Here is a 17,463-nt window from a genome sequence, read left to right as displayed (position 1 = left end):
AAAAAATACGTCCTGTATTAACGGGCGGCGTCATGCCGCGCCTGGAGTGGTTGATGCACCGAACTGGGTGATATTGTGATAAGCCACTTCCCCCAGCCCGGCGATATTAAGCAGCGTCGCGCTACCATCGAGCGGAATCCGCACATTCGTTACTACACCGCCTATTTCAATGGGGGCGGTGGTTTCGCTGGTATCTGTCATTACACTAAGAGTGACATCACCAGCTTCGATACCCAGTTCCTTGGGGTCAATAGTGAAATCCACCTGCCCGGCCCCTTGGCTACCAAGCTCGATTTTGTGTTCAGTACCATTGCTCTCTTTAACAATCACCGTGACAACGTTTGCCGGGTGTTCCAGTGTCAGGCGGCCACGAACCAATGTTTCACCGTCGCAGCTAAACCGATCTGTGTTAACCATCACGGGCTGCCCCACCAGGTTACCCGTGCTCAGAGTCTGGAGGTTGTCCATTAGCACGGTGTTGTTTGCCATGAGTTGCGACATTACTTCCATGGACTGTACCTGTGTCAGTTGTGCCAATTGGCTAACATATTCAGTTCCGTCTGTGGGGTTGAGTGGATCCTGGTTTTGTATTTGTGCCACCAACAATTGCATAAACATGGTGTTCATTGATGACGCGGTGTTGTTGCTCACAACATTATTGTTATTGGCAGTTTGTGTCGTAGTGCTGGCCTGGTTGATATTCATTAGCTTGCCTCGCCCAGACGCAAAAGACTTTGTTGCATGCTTTTGACGTTGTTAAGCACTTCGACATTAGTCTCAAAATTACGCGAAGCAGACATCATGTCGGCCATCTCCTCCACCACGTTAATTTCGGGGTACCAGACATAACCGCTGCTGTCGGCTAATGGGTGACCGGGTTGGTAGCGCTGGTTGGCACCACTGGTTTCCACAACATCCAACACCTGAACACGGGCGCTTTGCAGTGCGCTATGGTGCGGGTTTTGTGCAGAATTGTAGACAGAGGCGAACACCGGGCGCCGCGCTTTATAGGTGCTGTCTTCTGCTGTGGCGGGGGTTTCTGCATTTGCCAGGTTACTGGCAATCGTATTCAGCCGTACGGTCTGTGCCGCCATGGCTGAGCTGGATATTTGATAGATTGCTTCAAATGCCATTTTCAGGGGTACCTTGCGAGTTAGCGTTCTTCTATGGCCTTTTTCAGGCCAGCAAATTTCATATTCAGGAAGGTCAGGCTCATGTGAAACGCCTGGGCATTTTTGGCAAATTCAGCCTGTTCGACATCCAGCTCAACCGTGTTGCCGTCAGCCGCAGGCTGATAAGGCACGCGATACAGCGTTTCTGGTGAAGTGTGGCGTAATCCTGGTGAACTTGCGCGTTGCATCTGGGCGGCAAAATCAATATCTTTAGCCTGGTAACCGGGCGTATCCACATTCGCCAGGTTGGCAGAAAGCACTTCTGCCCGGGTTACTCGCAAAGCAAGGGCTTCGGGGTGAATGCCTAACGCTTTGTCAAAATGAATACTCACAGGGTACATCCTTGTTTATTTCTGGTTGATGGCTTCCTCATACTTTATTAATAGCAATCATCGTGCCAGGAATTTAATTTTATGTATTTCAGTAACCTAATGATTTTCTCTCCGTTAAATAGGAAGTTTTTTTTCCCTGTCAGTGCGGGCATTTTGTGGGCTTTTTCCGCCTGTACTGTGGTTGCGGCAAATGGCTCTCCCACAACGCGACAGCAGATTGAAAACGCCTCCCGCCAAGTAGTGAATCAGGCCATAAATAAAGAAGCTAAACGCCAACAGTGGCAAAACTGGCAGTTACACATCGCGCTCTTTGTTGCTCAGGATGCGGCCAATTTTCCACGTTGTGCCACCACGCCAGAAACAGAGTTAAGTGGATTATCAGCTCAGGATTTCAGCCGGATGAAAGTAATAGTGCGTTGTAATGACTCACTGGGCTGGCAAACATCTGTAACGGTGAAACCCGAAATACACTTACCTGTAGTGACTTCCCGCCATATGCTGTTGCGGGACCACCTGATCACTAAAGAAGATTTAGTATTGAAAAAGCAAAATATTGTGGCGATTCGTGGGGGGTATGAAACGAAAATGGAGAATATTGTCGGGCTTTCTGTTAAGCGCCGGGTGCGGGAAGGCCAGGTGATTTCGCTGCAACATGTCGATAAGCCCCAGGTCATTTCCCGCGGGCAACAGGTGACACTGATTGCCAGCCATCAGGGGATTGAGGCTCGCACACAAGGTGAGGCGCTTCAGAACGGGCGCACAGGCAGTATGATTCGTGTCAAAAACCTATCCAGTGAGCGTATTGTGTTGGCGCAGGTAGTGAGCTCAGGTTTGGTGAAAGTGGTGGAAGGCAGTGGTGAATAAACTGGGGCAATGATTTAAGTTTTGGACTGACCTGGCCGTTTTGCTCGATTACCACAGTGGAAAATGTTTTTCCGCCTGAACCTGATGTGTGATGGCCTTTTATGACAGGACAACAATGATGAAAATTACCGGCTCACAACCGCTTGTCACTCGCCAGATGACAGAAAGCCTGCCTACGAAAGCGGCAGGGCATGAAGAGCGTATTACCGAAGTATTACCACTTGCCGCTGCCAATGAACCTGTTCCTGAAGCAGCACTGGCAGCACTTAAATCGATGCCTGAAGTGGACCTGGCTCGTGTAGCGGAAATGAAAGCTGCTATTGCAAATGGGGAGGTTAGTATCGACCTGGATGCACTTAGCCAGGCGATGCGTCGGTTTCACCAGGGGGGCCAATGAATAATCTTGCCCGGCAGTACCTGCAGCAATTTATGCGCGATCTCAGCCAGGACCATAAGGCCTGGCGTGGTCTGAATGCCCTATTACTACGCCAGCGGCAGGCGATTCTGGCACGTAATAGTGAAGAACTGGAGACCATCAATCAGCAAATTTTTAGTCTGTACCACAAGTTAAGTAGCACCGGAAGTACTCGTCATCGGTTGTTAAGCGCTCTGGGAGTGAGCACTAATAATCATGGTGTGCAGCGTCTGATTAACAATTTGCCTCCAGCCTGGCAAGACAGTGTAGGGTTGCTATGGCAGCAAGTAGAAACACAGGCCAGAGAAGCGCAGGTGGCGAATCAGTACAATGGCACACTACTGAATATGCAGTACGACATTGTGCAAAGCATACTGAATGCCAGCGAACCAGAAAACTGGCTCTACCAGCATCGATAAAGTTGCCGCACGTTTTTTCTACGTTCTGGTAAAACCTTTTACCTGCATAAACACACAGCCCCGTCTAAGCTAAAAGTTTAAGAATGGAGGGCGCGTGTTTTTATACAGTCTGATTGTTATCGCAAGTCTTTGTACTGCTCTGGGCATTGCCTGGGATATTCGCCATCATCCTCAACATATGAAAATTATGTCTGTCACCTGGCCGGTTACAGGGCTCTATATGCCGGTTTTTGGCTGGTTTGTCTGGCAGGCTCTGGGGACTCGTCAGCACGATCATAACCATCATTCATACCACTTTAGCCGCCTGCATCGCGTAAGTTGGCGGGATGCTTGCATTTCGGCAACCCACTGCGGAGCAGGGTGTGTTATTGGCGATATCATCGCCGTGCCTTTTGCTGCTTTAACGGAAGTGACTCTGGCTGGTTCCAAATTCTTTGGGCATACTCTGGTTTCATTCGTTGCGGCATTTTTCCTGGGTATTTTGTTCCAGTATCTGCCTGTGCGTGAGATGGGGGAACGGTCACGTATTAGAGCCTTAATAAAAGCGATCAAAGCCGATACGATTTCCCTGCTTGTTTTTCAGGCAGGAATGTTTATTTGTTTGTGGTTTTTTCGCAGAGGCGATCTCAATAGCGCACCTGATACTGGTTCAGTCACATTTTGGGGGCAGATGGTTGTGGCGATGTTTACCGGTTATGCTATTTCTGTCCCTGCAAATTATTTGCTACTAAAACGCGGTATCAAACATGCCATGTAATGACATTAAAGAAAGTGAGCACGCGTTTTATTACCTCATTATCCGCTGCCTGATCTGTTGTGCGGCCAGTGCATCAGTAGCCTGTTGTTCTTTGCGACGCAAGGTTTCCTGCTGTTGTTCACGTTGCCGGTTCAGTAAGTTTTCCAGCCCTTGGTGTTTTTTGCGTGCAAGTAATAAGTTTCCTTGCAGGCGACGGGCCTCTGCCTGAGCCAGTGCGTGTGCCTGGGTTTGCCCGTCGATAACCCGTTGCAATGTCCGCTGGTAATTGACCTGGTTGCAGAGTTGGCTGGGGCTGGGCGATGTGATTACAGGCAACTCTGTTGCCAGGCCTGTTAAGGTATCAAGTGTTTTTTTTAGGCGCTGCTGCTGTTGCTGGTGGCGTGAGAAATCGCGGCTCATTTCATCCAATTGGCGACGACGTAACAAGTGTAATTGTTCAAGGGTATGCAGTGTGTTGGACATGATAATTAACCTGCCTGTACCAGGGTACTGAGTTCATGAACCGCCTGTTGGGTGACAACCGCGTCATTGACATTCTGCTGAAGAAAACGCCCGATAGCCGGAGCAAGATTCACGGCTTTGTCTGCCAGTGGGTCGGCACCGGCAATATAGCCTCCGAGTGCAATCAGTGGCTGTACTTGTTGCCATACTGCCCAAGTCTGTTTAAACGCACGGGCCGCTTCCTGATGCGTGCGCTCAGTTATTTGGTTCATGCAACGGCTAATGGACTGCCCGATATCAATTGCCGGGTAGTGACCACTTTCTGCAAGGCTACGGGATAACACAATATGCCCGTCGAGCACCGCACGCGCGCAGTCAACAATAGGGTCCTGCTGGTCATCACCTTCTGCAAGCACGGTATAGATAGCGGTCATTGTGCCTGCGCTGGTACTGTTCCCAGCGCTTTCAACCAAACGAGGGATCATGGCGAAGGCCGACGGTGGATAACCTTTGGTTGCCGGCGGTTCGCCCAGCGACAGCGCAATTTCCCGTTGTGCCATGGCGTAACGGGTAAGGGAGTCAACAATCAGTAATACATCTTTTCCCTGGTCGCGAAACCAGGTGGCAATGCGGTGGCATAACTCGGTGGCCTGGATACGCATCAGTGGCGACTCACCTGCTGGTGCAGCTACCACAACCGACTTCGCTAATCCTTCTTCCTGTAATGCATCATCAATAAATTCTTTAACTTCTCGGCCCCGTTCACCAATCAGCCCGACCACCACCACATCTGCCTGTGTGAAGCGGGTTATCATGCCAATTAACACACTTTTACCTACGCCGCTCCCGGCCATTAACCCAACACGCTGGCCTTTACCAATGGTCAGCAGGCTGTTAATTGCGCGCACACCTACATCCAACGTAGTATCGACAGCCCGGCGTTTCAGTGGATGAACCTGGCTAACCTGTGCGGGTAGCGGCGTTTCGCCGTGGAGTTTACCTTTGTCATCCAATGGTTCACCCATGCCATTAATCACGCGACCCAGCCATTGCGGCCCTATCATCAGATTGTGTTGTTTGTCCGCTGGGAAAACACGCGCACCGGCAGTCAGCCCTTCAGGTTGGGAAAGTGGCATTAACCAGGTAATTTCCCTGTCAAAACCTACAACCTGAGCATCAATGCGCCCAGTGCCAGGCCCCTCGACCTGGCAATGCTGACCAACGGCTAACCGGCAACCGGTACATGCCAGTAACGGGCCATGAACACGCACCAATTTTCCTGCCACTTTCGCTAGTGGTGTTGTGTCGATAGCGCTCAGTGCTTGTTCAAAATCATTCCGTTTCATGAGCCTGCTCTGGCAATAATGTGGATTTCAATGTGTCCATGCAGTGATCAAGACGGTGCGCACAACCAATATCAATTTCTGCCTGCTCTGTGATAACCCGGCATTCGCCAGGAGAAAGTGTGGCCTCCGCACACAGCCCCCATTCCTGGACTTTTTCTGGCAGAGTGTCCTGTATCCGTGTGAATTCCTCCGGGTTCATTTGTACCCGAATTTGCCCAGCGGGTTCAGCCAACCCATTCAGGGCTTCTTCTACCAGTGCCAGTAATTGTGTGGGCTGCAGCGCCAGTTCACAGCGGATAACCTGGCGGGTGACTTTTTCTACCAGTTGCAACAACTCAGTACGGCGCTGTTGTTCGTAACCTGATAAAAAGCTGTTTACAGCCTGGCTGGCGCTATCCAGTGGTGATACGGTTTCATCAAATTGTTGCCGGGCCTGGCGTTTTCCTTCAGTCAAACCTTTACGCATGCCTTCTTCAAAACCGAGACGCACACCTTCCTGGTAGCCTTCCTGCTTCCCCTCTTCCATCCCGCGAGCAAACCCCTGGTTCATGCCATCGTTATAACCCTGAGACAGCTGCTGCTGTGCTGTCAGACTATCCTGGGAGGCATCGGTGGACATATGGCCTGGTTTCCCCTGGCGTAACGGGGGAAACTGGTAACGCCGCGGTTTGATTAAAGCCTGACGAGTGTGTTTTTCCATCAGAGTCTCCGGTTATTCAAGGGTACGTTCAGCAAACAACTGGATATCGATTTCACCCTGTTCTGCCAGTTCACGAACCGTGGCCATAATAGCTTTGCGCTCTTGTTCTATGCGGCTGACAGGCAATGGGCCCAGACGCGCAGTACTGCTTTGCAACTGTGTGGCCTGACGTTTGGGCAGCACACCGTAAATGGCCTGGCTCAGTACCGGTTCGGTACCTTTAAGGGCTATAGCCCATGCCTCGAGAGAAACATCGTCCATAATGCGTTGCAGGGTCTGTGGGCTTTGGCGGCTGAGAATAAAGAATTCATACATTTCATCTTTTAATGCATCGACAATTTGCTCGTCACGCTCGCGCAACTGAGAGAGCAATGTTTCCTGACTGGACGGAATGCGGTTCATTATATTTGCTGCATGGCGCACGCCCGCGACACGAGAACCATGCTCAGAAATAACCGCCACTCCCCGTTCAATCAGACGATCCAGTTCATTGATAACATCGCGGTTAACATCATCAAGACGAGCAATACGCCATATAATTTCGTCCTGCCGTGATTTTGGCAATGCATCCAGTACATTAGCGGCAACATCCGGTGGTAGAAAAGCCAGGAATACCGCCTGTAATTGCAGGTGTTCGTGCTCAATTAGCGCGACTAACTGCGGGACATCCACCCATTGCAGACGTGTCATGCGGTAACGAATTGCTTCGCCGTAAATACCGTTAATCACACTACGGGCAATTTCACTACCCAGTGCTTTTTGCAAAATACCCTGCAAATAGCTGCGTGATGCGCCGTTAATTCCGCTTTGCTCACTATAATCCTGGAAAAAACGGTTAATAGCCTGACGCACGTGATTTACTTTTACTCCATGCAGGCGCGCCATCGTTTCACTCAGAACCAGCACTTCTTCTCGTGAGAATTTTTGCATCAGTTGTGCTGCAGCTTCTTCGCCTACGCTCAGTAACAGAATCGCGGCCTGTTCCAGGGGAGTGCGGCTATCTGTTGGTGGATTACTACTCTTTTTCTTTTTCGTTGCTTCGTTCATGGCTACTAATCCATTGTTTCATCACTTCCGCCATGCGGTCAGTTTCATTGCTGGCTAGGGTTTGCAAAAACTCTACTTTGGTTTCCAAACCGGAACTCATCGGAGGCAGATTGTCTTCCTGCTGGAAAGGGCTATTTGCCAAGGTTTTCAGTGGTATTTCGTCCTCGTTTTCTGCAGAGGTTAGAGGCGATTGTGATTCCAACTGCGTTTCAGCTGGCGGCAACTGTGCCATCGAGTTTGTAGGTGATGTGAAGCGCCGTACCAACGGACGCAGACCAAACAGTAATACCAGCAGTGCCAGCAAGAGGATCCCTGCATTTTGCCCCCAGAACTGGATGGACGGATCTTGCCACCATTTGTCTTCGGGTAAATCTGGTAGGGCGGGGGGGTCGCTGAAAGCCAGTACATTCAGGCTGAGCACATCTCCCCGGCTGGGATTAAGCCCTGCAGCCTGCTCAATCATCTGTGTGATGTTTTCTAACTGCTCTTGTGTCAGTTCCTGGGCTGCGGGTGCACTCTGATTGAGGACAACAGCTACCTGCAATTTTTCCAGCTTCCATCCAGGATGGCGAATATGACGAATATCCCGGTCAAATGCGTAGCTGCGTTGTGCATTACTACGGCTGGCTACGGGGCCAGATGGGTTATCGGTATTTTGTGTGGCATTGCCTTCTGCTGGCGGCGTTGCCGGACGGTTACTCAGTGAGCCAGGAATTCCAAGTGCCATCTCCCGGCTGGTATTCTCTTCGCTGAGATTTTCCTCCCGTACTTTGGGTTGTTCTCCCAGCCTTTCCTGTGTTTCTTCAATGTGGCTTAAGTCCACCTGAGGCGCGACACTAATGCGAAAGTTGCCGCTGCCGACCAAAGGGGCCAACAGTGCAGCAATATTATGGGTAGTCTCGGTGCGAATACGCTGTACAGCGTCCTGGCTGGCGCGGCTTTGCATCGCACTGCCCTGGCTGGCGGCAAAGGTTTCTGATAACAGGTTACCTTGGCTATCCACCACACTGACATTTGCGGGTTTCATACCCGGCACACTGCCGGTGACTAACTGAATAATGGCTGCGATTTGCGTATCATCAAGTTGCCTGCCAGGTAACAGTTGCACCAGTACAGAGGCGCTGCTTTCTGGGCGGTTATTGAGAACGAATGAACTGGCATCGCTCAGGCCAAGATGCACACGGGCGCGTTCCACGACGTCCAGTGCCATCACACTACGCGCCAATTCACCTTCGAGGCTACGTTTGTAACGTACATTCTGGATAAACTGACTGGAACCGAGCATTTCCTCTTTATCCATCAGTTCATAGCCGTCTGGCAGTGTGGCAGAAATTCCTTTGGCGGCTAGCGCCATACGAGCCCTTGCCAGCGACTTTTCTGTAACCAGAATATCGCCCGATACCGGATTAACCCGGTAAGCAATATTTTCTGTACCCAGCACTTCGACAACTTGTGCGACAGGAATATTTTCAGCCTTACCATAGAGCGCTACATAGCCCTGGTCATTGCGCCAGAGGGATAACACAATCGCGCCGGTCAACACCAGACCACCGGCACCAATAAGCAATTGCGTTTTATTTATGTTGCCCGGTAGCGCAAGTGCGCTCAGGCGAGAGGTGAGTTTGTTTAACACTATAGCCACCTTACAGAGGTGTATTCATGATGTCGTCCAGCGCCCGGGTTAGCTTATTGCGAACCTGAATTATCGCTGAGAAGGCAATGCTGGCTTTTTGGCTTTCAACCATGGCACCAGCCAGGTCATCACTCTGACCTGTCGTTACCGCATGTTGTTGTATTGCGGCACTGTGTTGGAGCTGGTTCACGCTATTAATGGCGTTGTTCATCAGCGCGGCGAAAGAGGGCTGGCCTGCTGGATTGGTAGGTTGCGTGGCGCTGCTGATCCCGGAACTTGCGGCAGTAGCGGTTTGCGCCAGCGCCTCAACCAGGGCGCGTTGCCCGTCAACCGGGCTTACGCCGGATAGATGTTGTGCCATTATGAGTCCTTTCATGTGTGCAGTTAGTTTGATATTGCGGCAATATCCAGGCCATCTTCCCGCATTGCAGCCAGACGGTAACGCAAGGCGCGTGGGGTAATGCCTAAAAACGCAGCCGTACGGGATTTATTCCCATCATGGCGGCGCAATAGTTCAATCAGATAATGGTATTCTGCCAGGCGGCCTTGTTGTTTCATGCGATGTATTGGGGGCTGAGCTGCACCCGTTGTCTCTGATTGTGTCTGGTGCCCACAAGTCTCTTCTTTGGTGACGTAGCCTGGGCCAAAGTCCCGGGCATGGATTTCTGTTCCATCACACAGGATAAGCCCGCGCTGGATAACATTTTCCAGTTCACGCACATTACCCGGCCAGCCGTGTTGTACCAGAGCCTGACAGGCATCACCGCTAAGATGAATATCCGCACCATGAAATTGGTGATATTTACGAATAAAATGGCGAGCCAGCGGTAAAATATCCTGTGGGCGTTCCCGTAAAGGAGCGACATGAATAGGCATAACAGCAATTCGGTAATATAAATCTTCACGAAAACGGCCACAGGCTATTTCTTCTGATAAATCTTTATTGGTTGAGGCAATAATCCGTACGTCGAGTGGGATTTTCTGATTTCCACCCAAACGTTCGACGGTATTCTCTTGTAATACACGTAATAACTTTACCTGGAGTGCCATTGGCATATCGCCAATTTCATCGAGCAATAATGTACCGCCGTTAGCCAGCTCGAATTTTCCAGCTACACGTGTTATTGCTCCGGTAAATGCACCTTTTTCATAACCAAATAACATAGCCTCCAGCATATTTTCCGGAATGGCTGCACAGTTCACACCAATATAGGGAGCATTTTCGCCAAAAGCATTCTCATGAATGTACTTAGCAATACACTCTTTACCAGAGCCAGTTTCGCCAGTGATTAACACCGGAACATGGAATTGTGCTACACGATGCGCAAGAGAAAATGCATCCATACTATTTGGATCGCTGGCAATGAAACGATTGGTGTGCATGTTTTCAATTTTTACTAATGTACGCATAAGTGCTCGTTATTCATTTTTCAGGGTTGTGCTTTGTTGGCACATAATTAAGTCAGTAATGATCGTTCTCTATAAGTTGAATCTTATCTTGAGGTAAAAACCCATTAATGAAATGGTATTTTTCATGTCGGATTTTGCTTAGTAAGAATCTTCCATTCGATTTTTCTTAAGTATGTCTTTCAAATGAATTAATGTCTCATTTTTAATGGGTATTAAAATATTAATCTTTTAAAATCATGGTGTTGAGTGGTTCTTGGTGCGGGGATTAAAAGAAATTATTCATTCAATAATAATTTTATTGCTATTGTTTTTTAACGCTCATAACGTTCTAATTAACACCTATCCTTTGTTTCAGTATATGGCAGGGATTAAGAACGGCACTTTATTGTGAAAAGTTAAATGAAGAACGCAATTTTTTCGCATGGAATGCAAAGATCACTGCCTGTAAGGACAGATGTAATGAACAAGGACATGTTTCGTAAGAGAATAAAAATCCATCAGCTTGATGAGGTTGAGCCTCTTATTTATCTGGATGCCAGTAAGTTGGGTAAGCCCTGGCATAAGTTACCTGAGCTGTTAAATGATAACTTTGACTATTTAGATGCAAGGCTGAGTATCTATTTTTTGAAGAAATTACGAGTAAATGTCTCTCTGGCATCAATTGAATTTTCTTCAGGGAAGAATTTACGCAATGCGCTAATTTATTCTACTGGATACGGTAATGTGGGTTTTGATATTGAGCGGCCTTTATTGTTGCGCATCCTGAATGATTATTATGGGTTAAGTGATGATACCAGCAATGATTCTCTCAATGAGAATGACCAGGATAATCTCAATATTCCGGTAACCAAAACCGAAGAACGGCTGAAGAATAAAATCGCCAAGGACATTATTTCTCTGGTGCTGGATAACACAGTTACTGGGGTGGATATTAACCCGGAGCAAGATCACAGCACGATTATTCACCAGTGGGCTGGGTGTATTCAACTGAAAATGGATGGTTACCAACAAGGGTGTTTTAACCTTTTACTGGATAACGCATTGGTTGACCGTTTATTACAACGCTTGCGTAACGGAACTGTTCAAGGGGCCCCGAGCCGACCCCCAGCCGCCCTCGAACACTTGTTTGCGCATATGCCTGTACGGCTCAGTGGCAAGCTAACTGGCATGACTTTTACGGTTGACCAACTGGCCGAAATTCGCCCAGGGGACATTATTCCCATTGCACTCAATGAGCCAGTGCCAGTTTTTGTGGATAAAGCACAAATCCTGACAGCCAGCATTGCTCAGGAGCGCGGGAAATTATTTTTTTGCGATTTTAACGACAACCTGATTGAGAAACATCATGACTGATTTAGAAAATGGGCTGGAAACGCCACTGGATTTTAGTGATATCGACCTGGGTGAGTTGCCTATGGAAGACCGGGTTGAAGGCAACCTGCGTCTTGATATACAGGGCCGAGATTCGGTGGAAGATGACGTTGCGCAGCGCCGCAAGATGGCGTTGTTCAGCCGTATTCCCGTTATGCTGACACTGGAAGTCGCATCGGTGGATGTCACTCTGGCAGACCTGATGGAGGTGGACAGCAACAGTGTGATTGAACTGGATAAACTGGCTGGCGACCCCCTGGATATCAAAGTGAATGGTATTCCTTTCGGTAAAGCCGAAGTGGTAGTGATTAACGACAAATATGGCCTGCGTATTGTTGAATTTAATAGCCACGATTTAGGTGAGTTAGCCTCATGAAACGCAGGTATTTAGCTCTGCCAGTGCTGGCAGCCATGTTGTTTGCTGTACCGGCACTGGCAGCGGGTGGTGAAATTACTCTGTTCAGCACCAGCGATAACGGCTCGGGCCTGGATTATCACGTCAATATCGAAATTATGATCATGATGACCTTGCTGGGCCTGCTGCCCATCATGGTTTTGATGATGACCAGTTTTACCCGCTTTATTATTGTGCTGGCTATTTTGCGCCAGGCGCTGGGTTTACAACAAAGCCCGCCGAATAAGATCCTGACAGGGATTGCGCTGGCGCTGACCTTACTGGTTATGCGTCCGGTCTGGACCACTGTGCATCAGGAAGCGATTACCCCTTTTCAGAACGATGAAATCTCGTTGCAACAGGCATTAACCCGCGCCGCCACGCCGTTACGCCAGTTTATGCTGGCACAGACAGACAAAAAAGCGATAGGGCAGATAATGACTATTGCAGGAACGGAAGGGGATGCCACCGAGCAGGATCTGACAGTTATTACGCCAGCATTTTTGCTTAGCGAACTGAAAACCGCGTTCCAGATAGGCTTCATGATCTACATCCCCTTTTTAGTTATCGACTTAATTGTTGCCAGTATTTTAATGGCGATGGGGATGATGATGCTTTCCCCGCTGATTGTCTCTCTGCCGTTTAAGCTAATGTTGTTTGTGCTGTGCGATGGCTGGACATTAATGGTGGGCACACTCACCGCCAGCGTACAAGGATTGTAGTGCAATGAATATGGATCTCGCCGGGGACATTATGGCCTCGGGCATTCAACTGGTATTACTGATTGCCGCCGTGGCGATTGTTCCTGGCCTGCTGGTTGGGCTGTGTGTGAGTATTTTTCAGGCCACGACGCAAATTAACGAACAGACACTGAGCTTTCTACCGCGTCTGTTGGTCACACTCACCATTTTGATCGTTGCCGGGAAATGGATGCTAACCCGGCTGGCCGATTTTACGGTGGAAATTTTCCACCAGGCTTCTTCATTGGTGGGCTGATGATCTCTGGCTCTGAGGTTCAACAGTTGGTGAATGGCCTGTTAGCGCTGGTGCTGCCCTTTGTGCGCATTATGGCGTTACTGCAATTCAGCCCGGTGCTGGATAACCAGGCATTTTCCCGGCGCAGCAAAGTTGCGTTGGCACTGGCGTTAACCGCAGTAATGGGGCCTATCTTGCCACCTTACCCGCTCCCGGAAATATTTTTCAGCCTTCACACATTGTTGCTGGTGGGAGAGCAAATTTTGTGGGGTGTGTTATTTGGTATGGCGCTACAACTGGTGTTTGTTGCTCTGCAAACTGCAGGACATATCCTGTCAATGAATATGGGCCTGGGTATGGCAATGATGAATGACCCAGTGAATGGCAACTCGACCACTGTAATTTCCCAGGTCATTTTTATCTTCTGCGCACTGCTGTTCTTTTCCCTGGACGGGCACTTGCTGGTTGTCACTATTTTATATAAAGGCTTTATTTACTGGCCTCCTGGTCAGGCAATTAATACCCCTACATTGATGATGCTGGTGGAAAGCCTGGGCTGGATTATGGCCTCAGCCACTTTGATTGCGTTGCCCACCACATTTGTAATGCTGATTGTGCAAGGGGGCTTTGGCCTGCTGAACCGCATTTCACCTACGCTGAACCTGTTTTCGTTGGGATTCCCGGTAAGCATGTTATTCGGGCTGCTGTGTGTGGCCATGATGATGAGCAATATCCCGGAACACTACCTTAATCTCACTAATGAAATTCTGGCAAAACTGGAAGCTATAAGGACGTACTAATGAGCAGTTCCTCTGGTGATAAAAGCGAAAAACCCACCCCGGGGAAACTGCGTAAGGCGCGTGAAAAGGGGGACCTTCCCCGTTCAAAAGACATGACTACAGCCGCCGGGTTGGTGGCTTCTTTTATGGTGATAAGTGCATGTCTGCCCTGGTATCGCGACCTTGTAGGGGAATCTTTTGCCGCTATTGAAAGCCTGGCCGGGCAAACCCATGACCCGGAAGCGTTAAAACAATTTGCACAGGTCAATATCTGGGTATTGCTTAGAGTTATTTTTTCTTTGTTACCTATCCCGCTGGTATGCATGGCGGCAAGCCTGGTGCCGGGTGGATGGAATGTGGCACTGAGCAAACTCAAGCCTGATTTTAAAAAACTCAGTCCACTCAGCGGAGTAAAGCGGATTTTTGCTGCCAGCCATATGTCTGATGTGGGCAAGATGATCCTTAAATGTGCAATTATTTTAGGGGTTATTTACTCCATGGTCTTAAGCGAGATGAGCAACCTGCTGCACCTGCAACGTCTCTATTTAATGCAGGGCATTCACCAGGGGTTCTCCATTTTGTACCACGTATTAGTGTGGTTTATTGCCGTGATGGTGGTGTTTGCTGTGCTCGATATTCCGCTGAGCAACTTCCTGTTTACCAAAAAGATGAAAATGACCAAACAGGAGGTGAAAGAAGAGCACAAAAACAATGATGGAAACCCACAAATCAAAGGCCGTATCCGCCAGTTGCAACGGCAAATGGCCATGGGCCAAATGCGGCGCACCGTTCCCACCGCTGATGTAGTGATAACCAACCCAACGCACTTTGCCGTGGCTCTAAAATATGACCCTGAAAAAGCGCAGGCACCGTGGATTGTCGCCAAAGGTGCTGATGATATCGCACGGGTGATCCGTGAGCTGGCGCAAGAGCATCAGGTGGAAATCGTTGAATTTCCGCCCCTGGCGCGCGCGGTGTATTACACCACCAAAGTGAACCAACAAATACCGGCAACCTTGTACCGGGCCATTGCTCACGTACTTACATATGTCATGCAGATTAAAGCCTGGCGTGCCGGGCAAGCAACAGAGCCACATCTGAACCGTCAAATTTCCATTCCCAAAGAGGTCTTACAATCTTATGGCGAGTAGTAAGTTAGCACCTGCCGTGGCGGCGTTACGCCGGGCGCATGTCGGGGTTCCCGTTCTTCTCCTCAGTATCCTGGCAATGGTCATTCTACCTTTGTCGCCAATGGTGCTGGATATCCTGTTCACCTTCAATATTGTACTTGCGGTAATGGTGCTGCTGGTATCAGTGAACATGCAGAGGCCACTGGATTTCGCGATATTTCCGACGCTGCTACTGATTACCACCCTAATGCGCCTGACGTTGAACGTGGCTTCTACACGCGTAGTGTTGCTAAAAGGCCATGAAGGCGAAGGCGCGGCCGGTAAAGTTATTGAAGCTTTTGGTCAGGTGGTGATCGGCGGTGATTTTGTTGTGGGTTTCGTCGTATTTATGATTCTCATGATCATCAACTTTGTGGTGGTAACCAAGGGGGCGGAGCGTATCTCTGAAGTTTCCGCTCGTTTCACACTGGATGCCCTACCTGGTAAACAGATGGCGATTGACGCCGATCTGAATGCCGGGCTGATTGATCAACAACAGGCTCGTACCCGCCGCCAGGAAGTGAGCAAAGAAGCGGATTTCTATGGCGCAATGGATGGTGCGTCTAAATTTGTCCGCGGGGATGCTATTGCCGGGATCATGGTGCTGGTTATAAACGTGATTGGCGGCGTGAGTATCGGGATTTTCCAGCATGATCTCAGTGCCTCTATGGCGTTTCGCCAGTATGTACTGCTGACTATTGGTGATGGCCTGGCCGCACAAATCCCCTCGTTACTGCTGGCGACCTCTGCGGCGATCATTGTCACACGTGTCAGTGAAGGAAATGATGTCAGCCACGAAGTGAAAAGCCAGTTGCTGGCAAACCCGAAGGTGCTTTACACCGCGGCGTTCGTGATGTTTATCCTGGCTGTTGTACCGGGTATGCCACACATTGCGTTTCTGTGTTTTACCGCACTGTTGCTATTTGCGGCCTGGCGGCAAGGGCGGCGAATCACTCCTGCTGACAGTGAAGCGGACATGGTGGAAGTACAATCAGCACTGGCACCTGAATCTACGGCAGACGTGAGCTGGGAAACGATCCCTGTCGTTGAACCCATTGGCCTGAACCTGGGCTATAAACTGGTTTCTCTGATTGACTCTTCTGGTACCAGCCCACTGAGCCAGCGCATTCGTGGTGTGCGCCAGGTCGTTTCCGAGCAGAGCGGCGTATTATTGCCAGAGATTCGGATACGGGAAAACTTCCGCCTAAAACCTGCGCAATATGCTTTGTATATCAATGGGGTACATGCTGGAACTGGTGAAGTCCACGCCGATAAATTGATGGCGATACCTGGCGCCGATTTATATGGCGAGATTGATGGTGTGCTGGATACCGACCCGGCTTATGGTATGGCAGTCGTGTGGATTACACAGGAGCAAAAAGCGCAGGCACTGCAACTGGGTTACCAGGTGGTTGATTGCGCAAGTGTAGTGGCGACCCATGTTAACAAACTGGCGCGCGAACATTTACCTGCACTATTTAATTACGATGATATTACTCACCTGAATTCACGCCTTGCGAGCCTGGCCCCTAAACTGGCCGAAGACCTGGCGCAGGCGCTTAACTACTCGTTGCTATTACGTGTATATCGCCAGTTATTACTTGAGCAAGTCTCCCTGAAAGATATCGTCAGTATTGCAGCTACTTTGCTGGAAAGTTCAGCTCTGACAAAAGACCCCTTGTTGCTGACATCCGATGTGCGTTATGCCCTGCGCCGTGCATTGATTAACCAAATCAATGGTGAGCGTTCCGGGTTATCGGCATGGACGCTGGATAATGCACTGGAAACCATGCTGCTTAATGCCCTGAATCAGGCACAACAGGGGGGTAAAGTGGCACTGGACAGTTTCCCGGTCGACCCTAATATCTTGTCCCAGTTGCAGCAAACCTTGCCGATGGTGCAGGAGCAAATGAAAGCCAAACGCCTGCCACCTGTATTGCTGGTGGCTCCACAGTTGCGCCCAGTCATTTCTCGTTATGCACGGTTATTTGCGGGTGGGCTACATGTGCTTTCTTACAACGAAGTTCCTGATGAGTGTGAGTTGGCAATTGTGGGTAACCTTACCTGATGGCGCAGAAGAATTGTGCTGGTTGGGAGTATTACGGGCAAAAAAAAGAGCGACATCGGTGTCGCTCTGAAGGTACATCAGGGATAAAACGGACAGGAATGAGAGAGTAGTTCACTTCCTCGCATTAACTGCTACCGGGTTCGCAGTGGGTAGCGGGTAATGTGTCAAACA

20 protein-coding genes and 1 pseudogene are annotated in these 17,463 nt (G+C 49.5%); 11 read left to right on the top strand and 10 right to left on the bottom strand.

Translation table 11 applies throughout. The features are described from left to right. Positions 1–30: 30 nt before the first annotated feature. The 3 genes from flgD to flgB are packed head-to-tail and all read right to left on the bottom strand — an operon-like array spanning position 31 to position 1,504. The gene (flgD, locus tag LC084_RS18955) at positions 31–705 is read right to left on the bottom strand and encodes a flagellar hook assembly protein FlgD (protein ID WP_226572871.1); all 675 of its coding nucleotides are present in this window, start codon (positions 703–705) and stop codon (positions 31–33) included. Then, the gene (gene flgC / locus LC084_RS18950) at positions 705–1,133 is read right to left on the bottom strand and encodes a flagellar basal body rod protein FlgC (RefSeq protein WP_226572870.1); all 429 of its coding nucleotides are present in this window, start codon (positions 1,131–1,133) and stop codon (positions 705–707) included. Before flgC ends, flgD begins: the two co-directional genes overlap by 1 nt. A 20-nt stretch (positions 1,134–1,153) precedes the next feature. Then, positions 1,154–1,504: a flagellar basal body rod protein FlgB gene (gene flgB / locus LC084_RS18945; protein WP_226572868.1), complete on the bottom strand. Its 351-nt coding sequence runs from the start codon at positions 1,502–1,504 to the stop codon at positions 1,154–1,156. Between the two features lie 81 nt (positions 1,505–1,585). Between flgB and flgA the strand changes: the two genes are divergently transcribed. The 4 genes from flgA to LC084_RS18925 all read left to right on the top strand — a co-directional run bounded on the left by flgA (position 1,586) and on the right by LC084_RS18925 (position 3,959). Continuing rightward, positions 1,586–2,368, top strand: a complete 783-nt coding sequence (flgA, locus tag LC084_RS18940; protein WP_226572866.1) for a flagellar basal body P-ring formation chaperone FlgA — start codon at positions 1,586–1,588, stop codon at positions 2,366–2,368. 115 nt (positions 2,369–2,483) lie between these two features. Next, complete coding sequence (gene flgM, locus LC084_RS18935) at positions 2,484–2,765, top strand: flagellar biosynthesis anti-sigma factor FlgM (protein WP_226572863.1); 282 nt, start codon at positions 2,484–2,486, stop codon at positions 2,763–2,765. Continuing rightward, positions 2,762–3,202, top strand: coding sequence for a flagellar protein FlgN (gene flgN / locus LC084_RS18930; RefSeq protein ID WP_226572860.1), 441 nt, complete (start codon positions 2,762–2,764; stop codon positions 3,200–3,202). The genes flgM and flgN overlap by 4 nt, the downstream gene beginning before the upstream one ends. Before the next feature lie 94 nt (positions 3,203–3,296). After that, a complete protein-coding gene (locus tag LC084_RS18925; protein WP_226572859.1) occupies positions 3,297–3,959 on the top strand; it encodes a DUF4396 domain-containing protein in 663 nt (220 codons plus the stop codon). A 30-nt stretch (positions 3,960–3,989) separates the two neighbouring features. Here the strand turns inward: LC084_RS18925 and fliJ are convergent, their stop codons facing one another. The 7 genes and pseudogenes from fliJ to LC084_RS18890 form a co-directional block, all read right to left on the bottom strand. After that, positions 3,990–4,421, bottom strand: a complete 432-nt coding sequence (gene fliJ, locus LC084_RS18920) for a flagellar export protein FliJ (RefSeq protein WP_226572857.1) — start codon at positions 4,419–4,421, stop codon at positions 3,990–3,992. 5 nt (positions 4,422–4,426) lie between these two features. Beyond that, a complete protein-coding gene (gene fliI / locus LC084_RS18915; protein ID WP_226572855.1) occupies positions 4,427–5,746 on the bottom strand; it encodes a flagellar protein export ATPase FliI in 1,320 nt (439 codons plus the stop codon). Further along, positions 5,733–6,446 carry a flagellar assembly protein FliH gene (gene fliH / locus LC084_RS18910; RefSeq protein WP_226572853.1) on the bottom strand — a complete coding sequence of 238 codons (714 nt, stop codon included), beginning with the start codon at positions 6,444–6,446 and terminating at the stop codon, positions 5,733–5,735. Before fliH ends, fliI begins: the two co-directional genes overlap by 14 nt. Positions 6,447–6,458: 12 nt before the next feature. Further along, positions 6,459–7,493 carry a flagellar motor switch protein FliG gene (locus LC084_RS18905; RefSeq protein ID WP_226572851.1) on the bottom strand — a complete coding sequence of 345 codons (1,035 nt, stop codon included), beginning with the start codon at positions 7,491–7,493 and terminating at the stop codon, positions 6,459–6,461. Then, on the bottom strand, positions 7,462–9,126 hold the full coding sequence (gene fliF, locus LC084_RS18900) for a flagellar basal-body MS-ring/collar protein FliF (protein WP_226572849.1): 1,665 nt from the start codon (positions 9,124–9,126) through the stop codon (positions 7,462–7,464). Before fliF ends, LC084_RS18905 begins: the two co-directional genes overlap by 32 nt. A 10-nt stretch (positions 9,127–9,136) precedes the next feature. After that, complete coding sequence (gene fliE, locus LC084_RS18895; protein ID WP_226572847.1) at positions 9,137–9,487, bottom strand: flagellar hook-basal body complex protein FliE; 351 nt, start codon at positions 9,485–9,487, stop codon at positions 9,137–9,139. A 23-nt stretch (positions 9,488–9,510) separates the two neighbouring features. Next, a pseudogene (locus LC084_RS18890) lies at positions 9,511–10,473 on the bottom strand (sigma-54 interaction domain-containing protein); the annotation flags it as partial. Between the two features lie 522 nt (positions 10,474–10,995). Between LC084_RS18890 and LC084_RS18885 the strand changes: the two are divergent. The 7 genes from LC084_RS18885 to LC084_RS18855 are packed head-to-tail and all read left to right on the top strand — an operon-like array spanning position 10,996 to position 17,292. After that, positions 10,996–11,889, top strand: coding sequence for a FliM/FliN family flagellar motor switch protein (locus LC084_RS18885; RefSeq protein ID WP_226572843.1), 894 nt, complete (start codon positions 10,996–10,998; stop codon positions 11,887–11,889). Beyond that, the gene (gene fliN, locus LC084_RS18880) at positions 11,882–12,283 is read left to right on the top strand and encodes a flagellar motor switch protein FliN (RefSeq protein WP_226572842.1); all 402 of its coding nucleotides are present in this window, start codon (positions 11,882–11,884) and stop codon (positions 12,281–12,283) included. The genes LC084_RS18885 and fliN overlap by 8 nt, the downstream gene beginning before the upstream one ends. Next, positions 12,280–13,023, top strand: a complete 744-nt coding sequence (fliP, locus tag LC084_RS18875) for a flagellar type III secretion system pore protein FliP (RefSeq protein WP_226572841.1) — start codon at positions 12,280–12,282, stop codon at positions 13,021–13,023. The genes fliN and fliP overlap by 4 nt, the downstream gene beginning before the upstream one ends. Before the next feature lie 4 nt (positions 13,024–13,027). Then, positions 13,028–13,297, top strand: a complete 270-nt coding sequence (gene fliQ, locus LC084_RS18870) for a flagellar biosynthesis protein FliQ (protein ID WP_226572840.1) — start codon at positions 13,028–13,030, stop codon at positions 13,295–13,297. After that, positions 13,297–14,076 carry a flagellar biosynthetic protein FliR gene (gene fliR / locus LC084_RS18865; protein WP_226572839.1) on the top strand — a complete coding sequence of 260 codons (780 nt, stop codon included), beginning with the start codon at positions 13,297–13,299 and terminating at the stop codon, positions 14,074–14,076. The genes fliQ and fliR overlap by 1 nt, the downstream gene beginning before the upstream one ends. Beyond that, a complete protein-coding gene (gene flhB, locus LC084_RS18860) occupies positions 14,076–15,206 on the top strand; it encodes a flagellar biosynthesis protein FlhB (RefSeq protein WP_226572838.1) in 1,131 nt (376 codons plus the stop codon). Before fliR ends, flhB begins: the two co-directional genes overlap by 1 nt. Next, positions 15,196–17,292 (top strand): flagellar biosynthesis protein FlhA, encoded by a 2,097-nt coding sequence (locus LC084_RS18855; RefSeq protein ID WP_226572837.1) that lies wholly within the window; start codon positions 15,196–15,198, stop codon positions 17,290–17,292. Before flhB ends, LC084_RS18855 begins: the two co-directional genes overlap by 11 nt. The last annotated feature ends 171 nt before the right edge of the window (positions 17,293–17,463 follow it).

This window comes from Mangrovibacter yixingensis (assembly GCF_020523985.1).
GTDB lineage: Bacteria > Pseudomonadota > Gammaproteobacteria > Enterobacterales > Enterobacteriaceae > Mangrovibacter > Mangrovibacter yixingensis.
Note: the sequence above shows the minus strand (reverse complement) of the source record. Positions and strands in the feature narration are given on the sequence as shown.

Coding starts and splice junctions, on each gene's coding strand:
- flgD (WP_226572871.1), bottom strand. CDS start 705: ATGAATATCAACCAGGCCAGCACTACGACACAAACTGCCAATAACAAT.
- flgC (WP_226572870.1), bottom strand. CDS start 1,133: ATGGCATTTGAAGCAATCTATCAAATATCCAGCTCAGCCATGGCGGCA.
- flgA (WP_226572866.1), top strand. CDS start 1,586: ATGTATTTCAGTAACCTAATGATTTTCTCTCCGTTAAATAGGAAGTTT.
- flgM (WP_226572863.1), top strand. CDS start 2,484: ATGATGAAAATTACCGGCTCACAACCGCTTGTCACTCGCCAGATGACA.
- flgN (WP_226572860.1), top strand. CDS start 2,762: ATGAATAATCTTGCCCGGCAGTACCTGCAGCAATTTATGCGCGATCTC.
- fliJ (WP_226572857.1), bottom strand. CDS start 4,421: ATGTCCAACACACTGCATACCCTTGAACAATTACACTTGTTACGTCGT.
- fliI (WP_226572855.1), bottom strand. CDS start 5,746: ATGAAACGGAATGATTTTGAACAAGCACTGAGCGCTATCGACACAACA.
- fliH (WP_226572853.1), bottom strand. CDS start 6,446: ATGGAAAAACACACTCGTCAGGCTTTAATCAAACCGCGGCGTTACCAG.
- LC084_RS18905 (WP_226572851.1), bottom strand. CDS start 7,493: ATGAACGAAGCAACGAAAAAGAAAAAGAGTAGTAATCCACCAACAGAT.
- fliE (WP_226572847.1), bottom strand. CDS start 9,487: ATGGCACAACATCTATCCGGCGTAAGCCCGGTTGACGGGCAACGCGCC.
- LC084_RS18885 (WP_226572843.1), top strand. CDS start 10,996: ATGAACAAGGACATGTTTCGTAAGAGAATAAAAATCCATCAGCTTGAT.
- fliN (WP_226572842.1), top strand. CDS start 11,882: ATGACTGATTTAGAAAATGGGCTGGAAACGCCACTGGATTTTAGTGAT.
- fliP (WP_226572841.1), top strand. CDS start 12,280: ATGAAACGCAGGTATTTAGCTCTGCCAGTGCTGGCAGCCATGTTGTTT.
- fliQ (WP_226572840.1), top strand. CDS start 13,028: ATGAATATGGATCTCGCCGGGGACATTATGGCCTCGGGCATTCAACTG.
- fliR (WP_226572839.1), top strand. CDS start 13,297: ATGATCTCTGGCTCTGAGGTTCAACAGTTGGTGAATGGCCTGTTAGCG.
- flhB (WP_226572838.1), top strand. CDS start 14,076: ATGAGCAGTTCCTCTGGTGATAAAAGCGAAAAACCCACCCCGGGGAAA.
- LC084_RS18855 (WP_226572837.1), top strand. CDS start 15,196: ATGGCGAGTAGTAAGTTAGCACCTGCCGTGGCGGCGTTACGCCGGGCG.